Below are 18,592 nucleotides of genomic sequence, written 5' to 3'. Positions count from 1 at the left end.
ATCTAATGTGTTAAAAACAAATATGAAAAAGAAATTTTATAGTGTTTTAACTCTCTCTCTTGCATTACAAACTGTTCTTGCACCTACTTATTCATTTGCAGAGAGTGCTGAAAAATCCGCCGAAGTATATACGGAGGATCAAGTTTTTAAAAGTATTAAAGAGCATGTTAATGAGCATAGTACTCATGAAGAAGATATCGAGGTTACTGGCCAATTCCTACTATACACTTCAAAAAAACATTCATTATATACCGCGAATGATTTAAAAAACAAATCGAATATCGAGATTACAGAACAAGTCGTAACGGCGACAAAGAAAAAAGGAAATGCTTACTACATAACGACGCCAACTGGCGCTGGATGGATAGATAACAATGATAATAGCTTAGAAGTTCAAGAGATTCATAAACTATCTAACCAAAAATTAATCGTAAAAGAAGAAGTTTCCATACATGCACTTCCGTTCCAATCGTTTAAAGAAGAAGGGAAACTAGAGCCACAAGTCATTACTCCTACTGAACAAGCTGGAAATTGGTTTAAAGTCCAAATAAACGAAACAGCAAAATGGATTTATGCACCTTCTGCTACATTTGAAGGTACAAAAGCTTCATTATTAAAAAACAGTCGTACTGCTAAAAATAGTTTATTGAGATCGCCAGAAGCTCTACAAACAAACACTATTTATGGCGTTACATTTAAAGAAATGATTGTCCCAAAAGGAAATGACGATATTCGCCCTGGTTACCCGATGGTACCTAAATATATTACGATTCACGAAACGGCTAATACAGCGAAAGGTGCTAATGCTCTGAATCATGCAAAATTCTTAGATAATCAAGCACGCGGAACAGCTGATCGCGCTGCATCTTGGCATTTCACAGTAGATGATAAAGAAATTTATCAACATCTTCCAGTAAATGAAGTTGGATGGCATGCTGGAAATAAAACTGGAAACTATGAATCTATCGGAATTGAAATTGCCGTTAATCAAGATGGAAACTATGAAAAAGCGGTAGAAAATGCGCGTAAATTGGCAGCTTATTTAATGAACGACTTAAATATTTCTCTAGATAAGGTCCAAAAACACCAATTTTGGTCAGGAAAAAACTGCCCTGCGTTTATGATTCAACGCGGACAATGGGATGCTTTCTTAAAAGGAACTGAAACATACTATAAGGAAAACCAAAAAAATCCCGTAACTGATGACATTACAGGTGGATGGTATGAACAAGACATTCGTCAATTAGCAGCTAGAGGCATTATGCAAGGAGAAGGGAACGGCAAGTACTTCCCAGAACGTCTTGTAACGCGCGCTGAATTTGCTACATTAATTACTCGTGCTTTACAATTACCAAGTGGAAATGCTAATTTCACAGACTTAGAACAAGTACACCCATCTTTAAGAGACGGTATTAATCGTGCAGCAAGCGCAGGCATAATCCGCGGACGTGGTGATAATACATTTGATCCAAATACTACAATTACACGCGAAGAAGCTGTTATTATGATCGATCGTTCTCTAAAACACGCTGGTATTTTTGCAAAACAAGTTGAACTACCATTCGTAGACCAAAACTTAATTTACGCTAAAGAAGAAGTACAAAGAGTGTATGGATATGGAATTGTAAAAGGTAATGAATTGAATCAATTCGTACCAAAAGGACCATCACAACGTGCTCACGCAGCTGCATTTATAAACAGAATGCTTAGCGTAATTGAAGCTTAAAATATTTATCTGTATTAATTTAAAAGGCATCAGAGATTGTATATCTCTGATGCCTTTTATACATCCGTTAACTATTTTTAGCCATGAATCTTAAACGTATTCCTAGTAACAGAAGCATAAAACCGATGAATGGAACGTAATTCGTATTGTGTCCTGTAGCTGGGAGTTGTTGATTATTAGAAGAACCTTGTCCTTGTTCTGGTAAATTAGGTTTTTCTACTCCCTCACCTGGCTTTTCTGTTCCTTCACCTGGCTTCTCTGTTCCTTCACCCGGCTTTTCTGTTCCTTCACCCGGCTTTCCTGTTCCTTCACCTGGTTTTCCTGTTCCTTCACCTGGTTTTCCTGTTCCTTCACCTGGTTTTCCTGTTCCTTCACCTGGTTTTCCTGTTCCTTCACCTGGTTTTCCTGTTCCTTCACCTGGTTTTTCCGGATCTTTATCTGTATCTTTTTTATTTGTAATTTGAAGCTTTACAACTTCAATTTTTTCATTAGAAATCGTAAATTTCATTTCCTTATCGGATAAAGTATATCCTTCTGGCGCTTGGATTTCTTTTAAAGTGTAATCTCCTGGTTCTAACTTCTTAGAAGTCGCTTTACCGCTCTTATTTGTTGTTAATGTGTCGATTTTTATTCCGTCTTTCCAAATTTCAAACACTGCGCCTGCTAATGTTTTATTTGTATTATTAGCATCTACCTTTGTAATTTCTAATTGACCTGTAATTTCTTCTTTTACTTTTTCATTCATAACTTCTTGTTTTACTACTTCGTTCGCTACAACGTTTACTTCTACTGTTACTTCTAACGCCTTATAACCTTCCGGCGCTTTCGTTTCCTCTAACGTGTACTTTCCTGGCACTAAGTTTTCGAATTTCACAACACCGTCTTTATTCGTTGTTTTCGCTTCTCCAACTACTTGACCAGCTTCATTTTTCAATTTAAATTCTGCACCTGCTAGAACTTTTCCACTCTCTGCATCCTTTTTGGTTACTTGTAAGCTTCCTAGTTCTTTTGCATTTTCTACTTGTACTTCTACTACTTTGTCCGCTTCCACAACGACTTCAATTTCTTCTTTTAGCAATTTATATCCTTGTGGTGCTTTCGTTTCTTTTAATGTGTACTTTCCTGGTTCTAATTTCTGAGAAACTACTTTACCAGTTTTATCTGTTCGTAACGTATCTACTTTTTTACCCTCTTTATACACTTCGAATTCTGCATCTGATAATACCTTCGTTTTATCTTCCGCATCTACTTTCACAATTTCAAATTGACCTGTTACTTTTTCGGGAATCTTTTTATTCACCACATCTACAGTCAATACTTTATTAGCCTCTACATCAACAGAAACTGAACTAGATGATAATTCATACCCTTTCGGTGCTTCTACTTCTTTTAATGTATAGCTTCCAACTGGAAGTCGTTTCGATAAGGCTTCACCTTTATCATCTGTAACAATTGTTTCCACAACTTTCCCATCTTTATCGATAACATCAAATTTTGCACCTGGCAGAAGTTGACCGGATTCACTATCTTTTTTCAATAATTTAAATTGGCCATTCTCTACTTTTTTCGTATTCTTCATAACAAGTTCAATTACGTTTGTATTATCAATTGTTACTTTGACTGGTGTATCAACTTTTATATATCCTTCTGGTGCATTTATTTCTTTTACAAAATAGTCACCAAGTGGTAAATCTTTAACTTCCGCAATACCCTTTTCGTTTGTTGTAACAGTAGCCACAACGTTATTATCTTTGTCTATAACATCAAATTTTGCGTCTTTTAAAACAATATTTCCATCGTTTTCATCAACTTTTTTAATTTGTAAATGTCCTTTTTCAGCTGCTGGTTTATTCCATTTTGGCCAGTTAAATTTAAAGTTATGAACCTCAAAACCATCTCTTTGGTGTAATCCTCCAACATAGGCTTGTCCATTAATAGAACCACCTTTTGTTTCTACAACTGCATTAGGTGCAAACACACTACCTACTACACCATAACCTTTAGTTGTTATCTTTGTAGCATTAGGAAATACCCAAATTACCTTACTAGCTAACTCAGTAAAAGATGAATTAGGGTCGTATGCTTGAGATGTATTAATTAAATCCGTCGCCATCCCAGTATTTCTTGTATCATATAAAATTGCACCGCCACCAAAACTCACTTCTTCTGCATCTGAATAAATAACAATAAAGTCTTTATTCTCTACATTCGGAAGAAAAACGTCTTTTACATCGAATGCTTTCTTTCCCGTCTGGCCTGAAGAGACATAAATATTAGGGTTGTTTACATCTTCACCGATTCCAAAGCTCATATTAGGTTTTGGCTTATCAGTGTGTAGTTTACTTGCATCCCCAATTACACCATCAACGTCTTTTCTAAATTCTTTAAACTTAGCATCAATCTCCGCTTGCTCTTCATAAGAGATACGGTCATATGACGTTTTCATTGCGCCATCTGGATCACCGTCTTTTGTCATCGCCACTGTTCCATCTTGAATAATTACTTGTCCTGCTCCCGCTTTCGTAAATTGACCGCCTAGTAATAATGATGGATATCCTTCATCTACCCAAGTTACTCCAGCTAAGTTATTTGCTCCAGTTGCAGCCGCTACGACTGTATAACTTGATGCTTTCATATTTTTCTGAACAGCCATCGCACCTTCAATATCAGCACTCGTTGCACTATGATCTCCAAAAATGATGGCGTTGTAATAAGATACATCACCTAAACCTTTTAACTCTGTTGTAGCTGCCTCTGCTTTAAATGGTAAATGGATTAAAAAATTCATACATATTAGTAATACAACTATTAAACTACTACTTAACTTTTTAATTTTTTGATTAAATGATTTCCTCAAGAAATTCATTCCCCCTTTTAAACTTCCTAAAATCACAAAAAGAAGTACATTTCATATGTACCAGGTCTTACTCACATTAACTTAAAATAATCCATTTAAATACAACAAAGGAACGCTACAACTACTTAATAAAATTACTACAATTCATTTTTGAAATAATACGTGAACTAAACTGTCATGCGGAAATACTTTTACGTATGGGAGCCCAATAAAATTAATCTGAAGAATATTTCATGTGGTGTAACTATTTTGACAACATCCTTCACTTTACATTAGTTTTCTAAAGGATTCAAGTGAATTGTATAGATTTCATACACAATTCACATTTTAAAACGTTTTCATTCCTTTTAATAAGCTCAACAAAAAACGTAGCCAAAAAGCTACGTTTTTCTTTCATCGTTTCGGTGTATTTTTATGATTCTTCAAAAACGGAAGCGGGAACTGCTTACGGAAATGCTCTTTAATCATGTACTCTACACCGTTTTCACTATTTGAACGTGTAATCCAATCGGCTGCTTGCTTTAATTCTACAGGCGAGTTCCCCATCGCTACCCCAAGTCCCACGTTTTCAATAACCTCTAAATCTTCCATACTATCTCCAATCGCAACCATTTCATTTAGCGAAATATTTAAATGCTCTCCAAGCAATTGTAACCCGCGTAACTTTGATACATTTTGCGGTAAAATTTCTATTCGTTTTGAATCACATTCAACATACTCTACATCTTGGAACGCTTTTCTTAATGTATTTAGCCCGCGTTCTTTTTCACCTTTAGTTTGGAAAAGAACATCAATTTTTGGCGCCGCTACCGGATGGTCACGAAGCGCGTCACCTAACGAATCTACAAATTGAACTGGATAAAATAAGGGATCTGCGCTTGATAATACAGTGCGCGCAATTAAGTTTGGTGTATTTCTCTCACGATTTCCTATCGAAAACCGTTCATGAGAAATGCGTACGTTACAATCAAAGTGCTCTAACACTTGCACAATGTTAAAAGTCTTCTCTTCAGACAATCTTCTTTGAACGTACGGCTTATCTAACGTTGCTGAAACGAAAGCACCACCATGTGTCACTAATATAGAATCTAATTTTAACGCCTTTGCTACTTTATGAGCGGATTGAAAATTACGACTCGTAAATAACGTAACGTATACATCTTTTCTTTTCACAAATTCAATTGTTTCTCTTAATCCTTTTGCAATTTTTCCATTGTTGTATAGTAGTGTCCCATCTATATTAAGAGCTAGTAAGCGATAAATCATGTCGCACTCCCCCTCTTCGCTGTTGTACTCTATCCATAATTTATGAAATAAATGTAGCAAATAGAACGAGTTAGAATTACTACTGAAAATTTGGTTTACTATATACATATACACTTAGCAAAGGAGATAGTACAATGCAGGCACCTCCTTCTTTTTATGAAGGCGATACGTTAGAAGTCGCAAAAAAATTACTCGGGCAAAAACTTGTTCATATTGTAGACGGAATAAAGCGAAGCGGAATCATTGTAGAAGTAGAAGCATATAAAGGCCCAGATGATAAGGCCGCACATAGTTATGGAGGCAGACGGACAGATCGCACAGAAGTTATGTTTGGTGCACCAGGGCATGCTTACGTATATTTAATTTACGGTATGTATCATTGCTTTAACGTTATTACAGCGCCAGTGGGCACCCCACAAGGTGTTCTCATTCGAGCTCTTGAACCGGTAGATGGAATAGAAGAAATAAAACTAGCGCGCTACAATAAGACCGAAATTACAAAAGCGCAGTACAAAAATTTAACGAACGGTCCTGGCAAACTATGCCGTGCACTTGGCATCACTTTAAAAGAACGCGGTGTATCGTTACAAAGTGATACGTTACATATTGAATTAGTTCCAAAAGAAGAACACATATCATCACAATATAAAATAACAGCAGGACCTCGTATTAATATCGACTATGCAGAAGAAGCTGTACACTATCCGTGGCGTTTTTATTATGAGGGACATCCGTTTGTTTCAAAAAAATAAGCGATATCAACAATTTTTCAAATATATCTATCGTAACTTACAATATATCAACGATTTTTCGAATATATCTATCGTAACTTACAATATATCCACGATTTTTCAAATATATCTATCGTAACTTACAATATATCAACGGTTCGACAAGAAATATAGATTTATCGACAAATAATAACATTACGAATAAAAGAAGACTGTTCCAAAATGGAACAGTCTTTCCCTCTTACTCTGCACCTTCCGCAGTTGCAATATTATCCTCTAAATTTTCTCTTGATAATGCAGCCGCCATAAAATCAGCTGTTTCTGGAAGTGCTAAATGCATATGAGCTTTTTGACAAATTTGGATGGTACAGTTTTCTATAACATAGTCGAAAACATGTCCGCCCCCGCTTCTTTCATCATCAATGTAATGTAAGTGGAATCCAGCTACCCCAATACCTTGCGCATAATCTGGTGTCCAAAATCCAGCAAGCGTACCTTCTGTATTTTCAAATGAAAAGATTGGTTGTGATTTCGTCACTTCAACGAGCGGTGTATACGGTTTTTCTTGCCTTGGAACAGTTCTCGTCCTTACTTCACGGAACGTACCGTCCATTCGAATACCGTAAAACAAGTTTTTACTTGGCATTAATTCATGTAATAACGCTTCAACTTCTTCACGATTCATCGGACGCTCTACCGTATAACTCATTTCTTTTTCAAAAAACGTTACAGTCGCAAATGGCGTTGTTTCTTCTGGCTCTACTTTTTCCGCTGAACCGTCTGAACGTAAATGATAAAATTCATTATCAAATGCAATCATTTCACCATCTAATTGATCAAATGTGCCGATGCCGAAATCACCATGTTTTTTCAAATCTTCAAAGCTAATTACACCATCATATATACCATCTAATAGCGCAAGCATTGTAGATGTTTGATATACTTCATTACTCGTTTTCGTTTTTTTCGCATCAATATCAATTAATTGCGCAACAGTCATCTCAAATCTGCCTCCATTAGTTTAATTGGTTTGGTAATAATTTTTCGCTTAATTTAATGTTGTCACGATAGTCAATTGGAATATCAATAATGACAGGACCATCTGCTGCTAGCGCGGATTTTAACACACCTTCTAATTCATCAGGCGTGTTAACACGAAGACCTAACGCCCCGAAACTTTCCGCATATTTCACAAGATCAACATCGCCAAACTCTGTAGCTGATGTTCTGCCGTATTTCATCATTTGTTGGAATGCAACCATATCATATGTGCCGTCTCTCCAAACAAGATGGACGATTGGAGAATTTAAACGTACCGCCGTTTCTAACTCCATCGCTGAGAATAAGAAACCACCGTCACCTGATACGGAAACTACTTTTTTACCTGGTTCTACTAAAGTAGCTGCGATTGCCCAAGGAAGTGCAACACCTAACGTTTGCATGCCGTTACTAAATAATAATCTACGTGGTTCATAAGAACGGAAACATCTCGCCATCCAAATAGAATGGGAACCGATGTCACATGTAACAGTTGTATCGTCACTAATTAAAGAACGAAGTGTACGAATCACTTGAAGTGGATGCGTAACACCTTCTGAAGGACGATTTGGAACTTCTGCTTGTTCTGATAATTTTGCGCGTAATCGTTCTAATACCGCTTCTGATTTCGTACTTAATACAAGTTTCGGTAATTTCTCCGCGATGCTATTTACCGTTAAGGCAATATCACCAATTAATTCACGCTCTGGTTGGTAATCATGGTCGATATCTGCTTGATGGTCGTCAAGATGAATAATCGTTCTGTCGCCAAGTTTATTCCAGAACTTTGGATCATACTCGATTGGATCATAACCGATAGAAATCACAAGGTCTGCTTCTTCTAGTAAAATATCACCTGGTTGGTTACGGAATAATCCAACGCGGCCGAAGAAATGATCTTCTAACTCACGTGAAATCGCACCAGCTGCTTGATATGTTTCAACGACAGGAAGTTCTGTATCCGCAATTAATTTACGAACAGCTTTCGTCACTTCATTTGTGCTCGCTCTCATACCGAGTAAAATAACTGGTAATTTCGCTGATTTTATTTTTTCTACTACATATGTAATATCATGTGTGGGAGCGATTCCAAGCTGTGGCTTAGAAAGCGCACCGATAGACTCTACAGTTGTTTCCGCAGTCATAACATCTTGCGGAAGACTTACTAAAGTAGCTCCCGGATTTGTGGAAGTCGCACTTCGAAATGCATTACTAAGTGCTTCTGGCACATTATCAGGATGCTCTACTTCTACGCTATATTTTGTGATTGGTTCGAATAGTGCAGCATTATCCATAGATTGATGCGTACGTTTTAATCGATCCGTACGCGGTACTGCACCAGCTAAAGCAACAACGGGATCACTCTCCGCATTCGCAGTAACAAGACCTGTCGCTAAATTTGATGTCCCTGGTCCTGAAGTTACAAGACATACGCCCGGTTTCCCTGTTAATCTACCAATAGCAGCTGCCATAAATGCTGCATTTTGTTCATGACGACAAACGATTAACTCTGGTCCTCTTTCTTGCAATACATCAAATACAGAGTCAATCTTTGCTCCTGGAATACCGAAAACATGTGTAACACCTTGTTTAATTAAACAATCAACAACAAGATCTGCTCCCTTTGTTTTTGTCTTCACGTCGTTTGCTTTTACACCTGTACTCAAAACTAATCACCCTTTATTTCATAATGTGTGTAATAAAGATTTTAATTTCACCTAGTTAATTAAGCTGGTGAAGTATCATTTATCATTATATTACAAATGCATTATTTTTCCAACAATATGAATTCGACATTATTTTGACAAGTTTTAAAGAATGCGCTTACAACCTTTTGTTTATCTTAAAATAACATTTTTATATCTCTTCTAAAAATGTACAAAAATACTTCTACCTATTCACATTATTAACAAATTTATAGTACCTTGCAAAGAATAATAGTAAGTGATATATTTGTAAATAATGGAATACCCATTATTTGTAATTTTATTCACGATTAGTATATCTCCTTTCAAAAAGTAGATATAGATTGTGTGTGCTGCTTAGAAAAAAGATAGGATTTTCAGCCATAATTCATCATTTTATAAAGGAAAGTGATCGTTATGAACAAGAGTGAATTTTTAGAACAACTTAGTTCTTCCCTACGGAATATGCCTAATTCAGAAAAGGAGGATATTATCTCGGAGTACGAAACTCATTTTATTAGTGGTAAACAAGATGGAATATCTGAAGAGGAAATTTCTAAAAAGCTAGGAAATCCTAAAACCATTGCTAAAGAACTTACTGTTTCCTATGCAATAAGCAATGCTGACAGTAAACGAAGCTTCAAAAATATGATAATTGCACTTTTTTCTGTTATGAGCTTAAGTGTTTTAAACTTTGCCTTTATCTTTATCGCCTTTTTCGTACTACTCTTTTTATTACCGATTCTTCTAGCACTTATCATTGCTACACCATTATTAATTATTTCACCTATCTTATTAATAGGATTAGGATTCTTTAAAGGGTTTCATCAAATCAGTTATTCCGATGTTTATAATGTGTTCATCGCTTTTTGCGTCGGTTTACTCATATCCGTCATATCTTATCAAATGGTAAAACATCTATATGCACTTTTAGTAAAGTATTTGAAATGGAATATTGCTATTTTACAAAGACACTAATGAATGTAAAAGGAGATTAAAGTGAAGAAATATACTTTATATTCACTCATGCTACTTACTCTTTTATTTCTATCAGCTTGTTCAAACAGTGCACAACCTAAGGAAGAAAACGATATACAATCTATTAAAGATGTTGCTATTAAAGTTCCAGAAAATATATTTAGTTCCTCAAAGAAAAACAAAACTATTAATGAAGACGAAATGAAACAAAATATAAAAAATTATATAGATTATAGTTGGGAGTTATCTGAAAATATTATCCCTCTCGCTTCAACAAATTCTGATAAGAATTTCACAGAATCTGACCAAGAAAATTTACAAAAACTAATTGATTTAGCGAAACAAAACGATATGAATTTCCATGAGTTTATTAGTAATAATAATTTACCTACTGATTATAAAAAACCTTCAAAAGAAATCTATGCATTTATGTCATCATCTACGGATATTTTCGTAGAGCTAGATCAAGAATTAGACAAACTCACCCAAGATGGTAACTTATTCAAAGCCAATTTTTCTTTTACAAAACGCCTTGAGAAAATAAATGGGAGGAAACAAAAAGAGATTGAAACGTTTTTGAACGAAAAAAATATTAAAACTTCAATTAACAGCAATAAAAAAAATTAACAGATGTGTTACATATCCCTTTCAAAATAACCAATAAGAAATGGCTATTTTGAAAGGGAGTTTTTGTGGTATAACTATTAAATTCCCTAAACAAAAAAGACACTCCTAAACTAGGAGCGTCTTCCACTATTACGCTTGTTGTTGCGCGCTATATAATTCTTCAAGTGGCTTCATGATAATTTTGTTAACGTCACCGATTACAACGTTTAGGCGTTGCTCAGTTTCCATTAATTTTGTAATTTTAGCATCTTGTTGAATGCGAGCTACAACTTCTTGTGCTTGTTGGTTGTCTTCTTCAGTGATTTCTTGGCCTTGCATCATTTTCTGTTGTAGGCTAAGTTGCATTGTACGGAACTCATCGAATAAGTTCTTTGAAGCTGTGTCAGCTTGAACTGCTGCGTAGCTCTCTTTTAAAGTTTTGAAGTCTTCGTTTTCAGCGATTGCTTTTTGTAATTCATATGCAACATCATGAATGTTCTTTGTCATTTTATTTTTCCTCCTTTAGAAGGCTAGCGCTTTTCACTCGCACTGCCTTTTACGTGCATTTACATACGCACCTCTTCTTACCATATCAAACTATGCAAGAGATGTGAAGAAATTTCACTTTTATTTCTATGTACTCACCTTATTATCCAAGAAACAATAGTAACAATCCTTGTACGAGCCCGATCATTCCGCCTAATAACGCTCCTAAATACGTAATCATTTTCAATTCGTTTTTCGTAATAGACAGAACTAAGTCTTCTAATCTTTCTGTTGAGAATGTAGACACTTCTTGCTGGACAATTTCCGCAAGGTGTAGATTATTTAGTATACTCTCTACATTTTCTGTTCCCCACTTTAAGCCTTTCGTTACTGCACTTGGAACCACTTTTTCAATAATTGTTTCTCGAACTGGTTCACATACTTGCTGAACAGATTGATTTAAAAACTTACTCACTGTTTCCTCTACTTTAACTGCTGACAGCACGGAGCTTACAATCATTTCTTTCTCTACAAATGCTTCTAATTCTTTTACATCTCTTCCTTTTAACTTTTCCCACTCTTTTTGTAGTACGTCAGTTAAAAGCTGCTTTGTAGCATCTTGCCCTAAAAACTTAATAACTTCTGGCTGCACACGATCCACAACACTTACATTTCCTAAAAACATTCCGACTAAGTTAAGTAGCGTTCCGCGAGAAGCAAAGAAATCATCAATCATTTTTGAAAGACGTGCTTTCCCTTCTTCACTTTCAAAAAAGCTAATTCCTCGCTCTAAAATAAACGCCGAGACATTCGGAATCGCATTCTCTACTTTTTCATTTACAGAATGAGGTAAAGCCTGTTCCCATGTATATGTATAATACTCTGCTAAAAATGCATGAATTTTTTCTGTAATAACATGTTCGATTTTTCGAGTCGCTTCTTCTTCTACATACGCTACATTCCATTTTTCTAACATATGTCGCAGTGATTGTTCATTCGTAATTACTTTATCCACTTCCACTTGCGCCCAGTGAATTAAACCTTTTTGAAACTCTTCATTTGTTAGCTTTTTTCCAATTCCTTCTGGTGTTAACAAATGTTCTACAACCATTTTTCCTAATTGAACAGCAAGTTCATCACGACGCTTCGGAATTAACCCTGGTGTAAATGGAACTTGAAACTTTCCGATATAAATAGGACGATGAGGACGAAATAACATTTTTATCGCTAAATGATTCGTGTATCCCCCAATAATTGCTCCGAGTCCTGTCGTCGTTAACATATTTAACCATATATTCATTACAATCAACCTTTCACTTCTCCAAAACTATAGCATATCATCATACGGACAAAAGTATAATGGTATAAAAACGTATTTGCAATATATAGCTTCGCCTATTATGCAAATAGTAGTAAAGGAGTGATTTCGTTGGTTCTCGGCCTTTTAACTTCTAAACTTCATTATGAGCAAACGTATTACACCGAAATCGCTAAACGCGCTCGGCTTTATCATAATGTCGTTGCCCAGTTTACGCCATTTTGTATTGATTCTAAAACAGACCTTGTTTCTGGTCTTATTTACGATACAGATACAGGAAAATGGAAAGAGCAAACATTCCCTATTCCTTCTTATATATATGATCGTTATTCTTTTCACGAGGAAACAGACTTTGAAAAAGCAAAATCAATTATTCACTCTTTGCACAACCGTCCTTCCACTACCTTTTTAAATAACACACTTATTAACTTAAGTGAACTACATGATTTATTTCTTACTAATAAAAAACTGTCTCCTTATATACCCAAATTTGAAGTGGCAACGATACAAAACATTTTCAAACTTTTGTTAAAATCTAAAGATATTATTATACGCCCCACTAATATACATTCTAAAGACAACTTATATCGAGTCGCTTACAAAAATAAAACGTTTCATATCGATACAGTAAATGAAAAATACCATACTTCTCTTTCAATCAAGCGGACAGATGAATTTATATCTTGGTGTAAATCTAACATACGTTCATCACGCTACATAGTGCATACCATGCTACAACCACCAAATCAATTAACATACCCACTCCACATTCGAACTATTTTGCAAAAAAACAAAGAACAAACTTGGAATGTTATAGGTCAATTTATACAAAAAAGTTCATTTCCTAATCAGCTTTTACCTTCAGCAACAGACGATGATTCATTGCATTCATTTTCAAAAATTAAATACGTACTATCTAGTACAGGTGTGCAACTATTGCAAGACGCTTTACACGACATTATAAATGAAGTATTCCAAACACTAGATCAGTCTTATTCTTCATTATTCGAACTAGAACTTTCCACAATTATGGATCAAAAAGGCGCAATTTGGCTTATGTATGTCAACACGATTCCTCCTTACGAACAATACATTCGTCATAGTGATTCATTAGCTGAAAAGATATTTCACGGACCACTTAAATTCAGTCGCTTTACACCATAATGAAAGGAGGTAAACCTATTTTGAAAGAACATATATATACATTAAACATTTCAGATGAACATCCAAATAGCATTACTTTACCTTACGTTTTTTCTATTACACCACCTATTACATCCCTATCCTTCGGTATACGTCACATTGCAAGTGAAGAGGTGAAAATTCATTATTCCTTTACTCGCGAAATTATTATCGGAAAACATATTGCCGAAAAACTTTTACTGCCTCAATCAACTACTATTCATGCATTCACACAAAACCAAACAATTATTTTCGGACCATTGATTGGCATTTTTACAACTGGCTTTAACGATGATTCTTCTACCCCTTTAGGAAATCGTTCAATTGCTCTGAGTGAGTTGTTAACACCACCATTCTCATTACGACCGTTCGTATTCGTCTTTGGGGTTCAACATATACACTGGGAAGAAGAAACGATTGAAGGATATTTCTTTCAAGAGAAACAATGGATAAAGAAAAAAGTCCCTTTACCAAATGTCATTTACGATCGCTTACCGAATCGGCAAGCGGAAAATTATAAACCAATTGTCAGGGCAAAAAGAAAATTAGAACAAGACTACTGCATTCCATGGTTTAACCCAGGTTTTTTCAATAAATGGGAAGTTCATCAACTTCTTACGAAAGACGAATCAATTAAACCCTTATTACCAAATACAGAAGCATTTCAGCATTTTGAACAAGTAGAACGGTTTCTTGGCACGTATAAATCAGTGTACATGAAACCAATACACGGGAGCTTTGGTAGAAATATTCATCAAATATTTTATTCTCAAACAGAGAATTGCTACTACTGTCGTTATCGCGAAAATGAAGAAAATAAACTGAGAAAGTATCAATCATTAGAAACGCTTCTAAACCACGTATTAAAAGGACATGATTTAAAAAAGTTTATCGTACAGCAAGGTATTTCGTTACTTCGCTTCGATGGGCAACCTGTTGATTTCCGCATTCATACAAATAAAAACCATTTCGGTAATTGGATAGTTAGTGCAATCGTCGCCAAAATCGCCGGCAAAGGCAGTTTAACAACGCACGTAAATAGTGGCGGTGATACAAAATTATTACAAGAGCTTTTTCCAGATTCAACGAAACAAGTTCAAATTGAAAATAAATTAAAACATACTGCCTTACAAATAAGTTACGCGCTCGATGAACAAGTAACTGGAAATATTGGAGAAATCGGTTTTGATATCGGTTTAGACACAAAGGAAAATCCGTGGCTCTTTGAAGCCAACTCTAAACCTGGGCGAACTGTATTCCAAGATAAAAAATTAAAAGAGCAAAGTGAACTGACGCGCCAGTTATTTTACGAATATGCCGTCTACTTAACTGAACATTCTTTACGTGATACAAAAGAAAAAATGTCTCAAATAAAATCAGGGGCTTCATCAAACACCGAACATATCCCTTCTCCTATGATTCACTCACAAATACAAAAACAAAAACTTCCACCTAGATAATAAGGTGGAAGTTTTCTATTTACACAAGTTTTACTACAACCTCAGTTTCCACGTTACATACTCTGCAATAAAAAATATGATTGCAATATTCATTTGAATTATTATGCGTTAAACCATCTACTGCACTTAATAATTCTTGATCCATATAGGCACTATAATCGTCTATGTAATCTACAGACTTCCCATAATCTTGGAGTATACTTTGGCAATTTTGACAAGAATATGTTTGTGATTCTAATGCGTTGCAAAGCGGGCAAATTCCCATCATGATTCCTCCATACGTTATCGTTTATAAGCCTCTCTTTTTTAGAGTGAAGAGAGCAACCTATCCAGACATAGGAGCGCCCACTCCATCCCTACTTAAAAATAGAACTATGAAGTTGCTACCGATTTCATTTTTATTTCAATAAATCATAAATAAGAAGCTAATAATTAGCCTACAAGTAGCAGGCTACAATGAAAAAATTATATTTAATATCACCCTTAGTTTGGCCTGTTTTCTTAAAAATACAACGATTACTCTTATTTCATAATTTACGAAATCAATACGTTTTTTTGACAAAATTTACAAATTATTATTTTGTATATCTTTCTAGGTAACATCCATACTATGAGTACAAACTTAATTACCGATGGATTAGCGCCAACCGGGGCGATAATCTGGTTCAACTCCAGCTAGTCCAACCAAAAAAACTTTTATAACTCTAAGGAGGATATATTCCTATGGCAAACCAAAATTCTTCAAATCAATTAGTAGTACCAGGTGCAACAGCTGCAATCGATCAAATGAAGTACGAAATCGCTCAAGAATTTGGTGTACAATTAGGAGCAGATTCTACGGCTCGCGCTAACGGTTCAGTTGGTGGAGAAATCACAAAACGTCTAGTTGCAATGGCTGAGCAAAGCCTTGGCGGATTCCACAAATAAATATATATGGCAAAAAGGTCTCAAGGCATATGCCTTGAGACCTTCCTTAATTTATTGCAACATTTGTAAAAACTTCTTCGTGCGTTCTTCTTTTGGATTTGTAAATACTTCTTCTGGTGTACCTTGTTCGACAACGACACCACCATCCATGAAAATAACACGGTTCGCAATTTGATGTGCAAAACGCATTTCGTGCGTTACAATAACCATCGTCATGCCCTCTTTAGCAAGTTCTTTCATTACTTTCAGAACTTCTTGAACGAGTTCAGGATCAAGCGCTGACGTCGGCTCATCAAATAGTAACACTTCCGGCTCCATCGCAAGTGCGCGCGCAATTCCAACGCGCTGTTGTTGTCCGCCTGATAATTGGAACGGATATAAATCCACTTTATCTGCTAAACCAACTTTTTCAAGGAAATAGTTTGCTTTTTTCTTCGCTTCTTCTTTCCCCATCTTTTTCACTGTAACGAGCCCTTCCATTACATTTTGAAGTGCTGTTAAATGCGGGAATAAATTATGGTGCTGGAATACCATACCTGTTTGCGTACGAAGATTAACAATATCTTTCTTCGTTACTTTTTGAGAGAAGTTAAGCTCTTTATTACCGATACGAATATTACCAGCGTTTGGCGTTTCTAATACATTGAGACAACGTAAGAATGTCGTTTTACCAGATCCAGACGGCCCAATAATAACAACAACCTCGCCCTTCTCAACTGTTAAATCTATATGCTTTAGTACGGTATTATCTCCGAAACTTTTTTGTAAGTGCTGAATTGAAATCATAAAAACAAAAACTCCTTTTGTAAAAGGATTATTTTAATGTATAGCGTTCTGAACGCTTTTCTAACATCTGTTGTACGATTGATAATAAGAAACAAATAACCCAGTAAATAAGACCTGCTTCAAAATAAACAATTAAAAACTCGTAGTTCATCGCCGCAATTTCCTGCGCTTTTCGGAACATTTCTGTTACTAAAATTAACGATGCTAATGAAGTATCCTTCACTAAGCTAATAAATGTATTTGAAAGCGGCGGGATTGATACGCGCGTTGCTTGTGGTAAAATAACACGTTTTAATGCTTGTGGATATGTCATCCCAATTGTATAAGCTGCTTCCCACTGCCCTTTCGGAATGGAAAGGATAGAAGCACGAATAATTTCAGATGCATATGCACCGACATTTAATGAAAATCCAACAACTGCTGCTGTATATGGCTCAACTTCAATATTAAGAGTTGGAAGACCATAGAAAATAATAAATAACTGTACAAGAAGTGGTGTTCCGCGAATGATAGATACATAGATACGAGCAATCCATTGTAAAATACGACTACCTGAAATACGTGCGAGCGCTGTTAACGTCGCAAGTATAAGACCGATAATAAATGTAATAAGCGTTAATGGAATTGTTGTAAAAACAGCTTCCTTCAGCATAGGCATGAAGGAAGTCTGCATAATATCTATCCAAGTAGACAATCGATCTGAAACTAATGCACTACTTAGATACATTTTCACCGAACCATTTTTTCGTTATTTTGTCATACGTACCGTCTTTTTTCATATCTTCTAACGCTTTATCTACTTCTTGTACAAGCTTATCGCTACCTTTACGGAATAAGAATCCACTTTGTGAAGCTTCTTTTTCTGTATCTACAATTTTAATTTTTGCATCTTTTTTCGTTTCTAAATAATTTAATACTGATAACTTATCATTAATTGTAAAATCAACGCGTCCTGAAGCTAATAATTCTGCCGCTTGGCTAAATCCTTCTACACCTTCGATTTCTGCACCGTTTTTCTTAGCAATATCTGCATAGTTACTCGTTAAAGATTGTGCTCCTTTTAACCCTTTTACATCAGCAAATGTAGCAGGCTTATCTTTATCTTTTGCGATAACTAATGCCGCTGAAGATGAAATGTATGGTTTAGAGAAATCGTATTTCTTTTGACGATCTTCACGAATACCAACTTCGTTTGCAACCATATCGAAACGTTTTGCATCTAGGCCAGCAAGTAAGCTATCCCATTGTGTTTCTTTAAATACAGGTTTTACACCTAAACGTTTTGCAACTTCTTCTGCTAATTCAACATCGAATCCAGTTAATTTATTGCTTGAATCGTGGAACGTAAATGGTGGATATGTACCTTCTGTACCAATTACAAGTTCACCGCTTTGTTTAATCTTTTGTAACGCGTCTTGACTAGCTGTATCTTTTTTCTCTTCTTTACCGCAGCCGGCTACAATCCCGATCGCTAATGTAGTTACTGCAAGCACTGAAAATAATTTCTTCATGATAGTAATCCTCCAAGTATTCTGATAGGAATTTA

At 35.5% G+C, this 18,592-nt stretch carries 17 protein-coding genes; 7 read left to right on the top strand and 10 right to left on the bottom strand.

The features are described from left to right. Nucleotides 1-22 precede the first annotated feature (22 nt). Entirely contained in the window at nt 23-1,726 is a 1,704-nt protein-coding gene (locus tag C3Y97_RS04610) for an S-layer homology domain-containing protein (RefSeq protein ID WP_136363073.1), read from the top strand. A gap of 67 nt (nt 1,727-1,793) precedes the next feature. Here C3Y97_RS04610 and C3Y97_RS04605 read toward each other — a convergent pair whose 3' ends face one another. Both C3Y97_RS04605 and C3Y97_RS04600 read right to left on the bottom strand, forming a co-directional pair. Then, entirely contained in the window at nt 1,794-4,583 is a 2,790-nt protein-coding gene (locus C3Y97_RS04605) for an MSCRAMM family protein (protein ID WP_136363071.1), read from the bottom strand. Nucleotides 4,584-4,976: 393 nt separating this feature from the next. Next, nucleotides 4,977-5,849 (bottom strand): Cof-type HAD-IIB family hydrolase, encoded by an 873-nt coding sequence (locus C3Y97_RS04600; protein WP_000640431.1) that lies wholly within the window; start codon nt 5,847-5,849, stop codon nt 4,977-4,979. 134 nt (nt 5,850-5,983) lie between these two features. Here C3Y97_RS04600 and C3Y97_RS04595 point away from each other — a divergent pair, with 134 nt between their 5' ends. Next, entirely contained in the window at nt 5,984-6,601 is a 618-nt protein-coding gene (locus C3Y97_RS04595) for a DNA-3-methyladenine glycosylase (RefSeq protein WP_001148797.1), read from the top strand. Between the two features lie 220 nt (nt 6,602-6,821). Here the strand turns inward: C3Y97_RS04595 and alsD are convergent, their stop codons facing one another. Together alsD and alsS are read right to left on the bottom strand one after the other, a co-directional pair. Further along, complete coding sequence (gene alsD, locus C3Y97_RS04585) at nt 6,822-7,580, bottom strand: alpha-acetolactate decarboxylase (RefSeq protein WP_000215022.1); 759 nt, start codon at nt 7,578-7,580, stop codon at nt 6,822-6,824. A gap of 16 nt (nt 7,581-7,596) precedes the next feature. Beyond that, nucleotides 7,597-9,285: an acetolactate synthase AlsS gene (gene alsS, locus C3Y97_RS04580; protein WP_071740651.1), complete on the bottom strand. Its 1,689-nt coding sequence runs from the start codon at nt 9,283-9,285 to the stop codon at nt 7,597-7,599. A 435-nt stretch (nt 9,286-9,720) separates the two neighbouring features. Between alsS and C3Y97_RS04575 the strand changes: the two genes are divergently transcribed. Both C3Y97_RS04575 and C3Y97_RS04570 read left to right on the top strand, forming a co-directional pair. Next, nucleotides 9,721-10,281 carry an HAAS signaling domain-containing protein gene (locus tag C3Y97_RS04575; RefSeq protein WP_001042974.1) on the top strand — a complete coding sequence of 187 codons (561 nt, stop codon included), beginning with the start codon at nt 9,721-9,723 and terminating at the stop codon, nt 10,279-10,281. 21 nt (nt 10,282-10,302) lie between these two features. Further along, nucleotides 10,303-10,908 (top strand): NDxxF motif lipoprotein, encoded by a 606-nt coding sequence (locus C3Y97_RS04570; RefSeq protein WP_136363069.1) that lies wholly within the window; start codon nt 10,303-10,305, stop codon nt 10,906-10,908. 129 nt (nt 10,909-11,037) lie between these two features. On the opposite strand, the gene C3Y97_RS04565 is transcribed toward C3Y97_RS04570, so the two are convergent. Beyond that, nucleotides 11,038-11,394: a YlbF/YmcA family competence regulator gene (locus C3Y97_RS04565; RefSeq protein ID WP_000164614.1), complete on the bottom strand. Its 357-nt coding sequence runs from the start codon at nt 11,392-11,394 to the stop codon at nt 11,038-11,040. A gap of 142 nt (nt 11,395-11,536) precedes the next feature. After that, nucleotides 11,537-12,673: a DUF445 domain-containing protein gene (locus C3Y97_RS04560; RefSeq protein ID WP_136363067.1), complete on the bottom strand. Its 1,137-nt coding sequence runs from the start codon at nt 12,671-12,673 to the stop codon at nt 11,537-11,539. Nucleotides 12,674-12,802: 129 nt separating this feature from the next. Between C3Y97_RS04560 and C3Y97_RS04555 the strand changes: the two genes are divergently transcribed. Both C3Y97_RS04555 and C3Y97_RS04550 read left to right on the top strand, forming a co-directional pair. Then, nucleotides 12,803-13,855 (top strand): YheC/YheD family endospore coat-associated protein, encoded by a 1,053-nt coding sequence (locus C3Y97_RS04555; RefSeq protein ID WP_000242825.1) that lies wholly within the window; start codon nt 12,803-12,805, stop codon nt 13,853-13,855. A 20-nt stretch (nt 13,856-13,875) separates the two neighbouring features. Next, entirely contained in the window at nt 13,876-15,333 is a 1,458-nt protein-coding gene (locus tag C3Y97_RS04550; RefSeq protein ID WP_000658103.1) for a YheC/YheD family endospore coat-associated protein, read from the top strand. A gap of 19 nt (nt 15,334-15,352) precedes the next feature. Here the strand turns inward: C3Y97_RS04550 and C3Y97_RS04545 are convergent, their stop codons facing one another. After that, a complete protein-coding gene (locus tag C3Y97_RS04545) occupies nt 15,353-15,598 on the bottom strand; it encodes a hypothetical protein (protein ID WP_000510476.1) in 246 nt (81 codons plus the stop codon). Nucleotides 15,599-16,056: 458 nt separating this feature from the next. On the opposite strand from C3Y97_RS04545, the gene sasP reads away from it, so the two are divergent. Then, a complete protein-coding gene (gene sasP / locus C3Y97_RS04540; RefSeq protein ID WP_000013338.1) occupies nt 16,057-16,260 on the top strand; it encodes a small acid-soluble spore protein, SasP family in 204 nt (67 codons plus the stop codon). A gap of 51 nt (nt 16,261-16,311) precedes the next feature. Here sasP and C3Y97_RS04535 read toward each other — a convergent pair whose 3' ends face one another. From C3Y97_RS04535 to C3Y97_RS04525, 3 genes are read right to left on the bottom strand one after another with little or no spacing between them, the layout of a single operon-like run. Beyond that, nucleotides 16,312-17,046 carry an amino acid ABC transporter ATP-binding protein gene (locus tag C3Y97_RS04535; protein ID WP_000623610.1) on the bottom strand — a complete coding sequence of 245 codons (735 nt, stop codon included), beginning with the start codon at nt 17,044-17,046 and terminating at the stop codon, nt 16,312-16,314. 28 nt (nt 17,047-17,074) lie between these two features. Continuing rightward, nucleotides 17,075-17,773 (bottom strand): amino acid ABC transporter permease, encoded by a 699-nt coding sequence (locus C3Y97_RS04530; protein ID WP_000281501.1) that lies wholly within the window; start codon nt 17,771-17,773, stop codon nt 17,075-17,077. After that, the gene (locus C3Y97_RS04525) at nt 17,760-18,557 is read right to left on the bottom strand and encodes an amino acid ABC transporter substrate-binding protein (protein ID WP_000732840.1); all 798 of its coding nucleotides are present in this window, start codon (nt 18,555-18,557) and stop codon (nt 17,760-17,762) included. The genes C3Y97_RS04530 and C3Y97_RS04525 overlap by 14 nt, the downstream gene beginning before the upstream one ends. Nucleotides 18,558-18,592 lie beyond the last annotated feature (35 nt).

The organism is Bacillus sp. DU-106, assembly GCF_004799705.1.
GTDB lineage: Bacteria > Bacillota > Bacilli > Bacillales > Bacillaceae_G > Bacillus_A > Bacillus_A cereus.
Note: the sequence above shows the minus strand (reverse complement) of the source record. Positions and strands in the feature narration are given on the sequence as shown.

Coding starts and splice junctions, on each gene's coding strand:
- C3Y97_RS04610 (WP_136363073.1), top strand. CDS start 23: ATGAAAAAGAAATTTTATAGTGTTTTAACTCTCTCTCTTGCATTACAA.
- C3Y97_RS04530 (WP_000281501.1), bottom strand. CDS start 17,773: ATGTATCTAAGTAGTGCATTAGTTTCAGATCGATTGTCTACTTGGATA.
- C3Y97_RS04575 (WP_001042974.1), top strand. CDS start 9,721: ATGAACAAGAGTGAATTTTTAGAACAACTTAGTTCTTCCCTACGGAAT.
- C3Y97_RS04565 (WP_000164614.1), bottom strand. CDS start 11,394: ATGACAAAGAACATTCATGATGTTGCATATGAATTACAAAAAGCAATC.
- C3Y97_RS04535 (WP_000623610.1), bottom strand. CDS start 17,046: ATGATTTCAATTCAGCACTTACAAAAAAGTTTCGGAGATAATACCGTA.
- C3Y97_RS04560 (WP_136363067.1), bottom strand. CDS start 12,673: ATGAATATATGGTTAAATATGTTAACGACGACAGGACTCGGAGCAATT.
- C3Y97_RS04600 (WP_000640431.1), bottom strand. CDS start 5,849: ATGATTTATCGCTTACTAGCTCTTAATATAGATGGGACACTACTATAC.
- C3Y97_RS04525 (WP_000732840.1), bottom strand. CDS start 18,557: ATGAAGAAATTATTTTCAGTGCTTGCAGTAACTACATTAGCGATCGGG.
- sasP (WP_000013338.1), top strand. CDS start 16,057: ATGGCAAACCAAAATTCTTCAAATCAATTAGTAGTACCAGGTGCAACA.
- C3Y97_RS04545 (WP_000510476.1), bottom strand. CDS start 15,598: ATGGGAATTTGCCCGCTTTGCAACGCATTAGAATCACAAACATATTCT.
- C3Y97_RS04595 (WP_001148797.1), top strand. CDS start 5,984: ATGCAGGCACCTCCTTCTTTTTATGAAGGCGATACGTTAGAAGTCGCA.
- alsD (WP_000215022.1), bottom strand. CDS start 7,580: ATGACTGTTGCGCAATTAATTGATATTGATGCGAAAAAAACGAAAACG.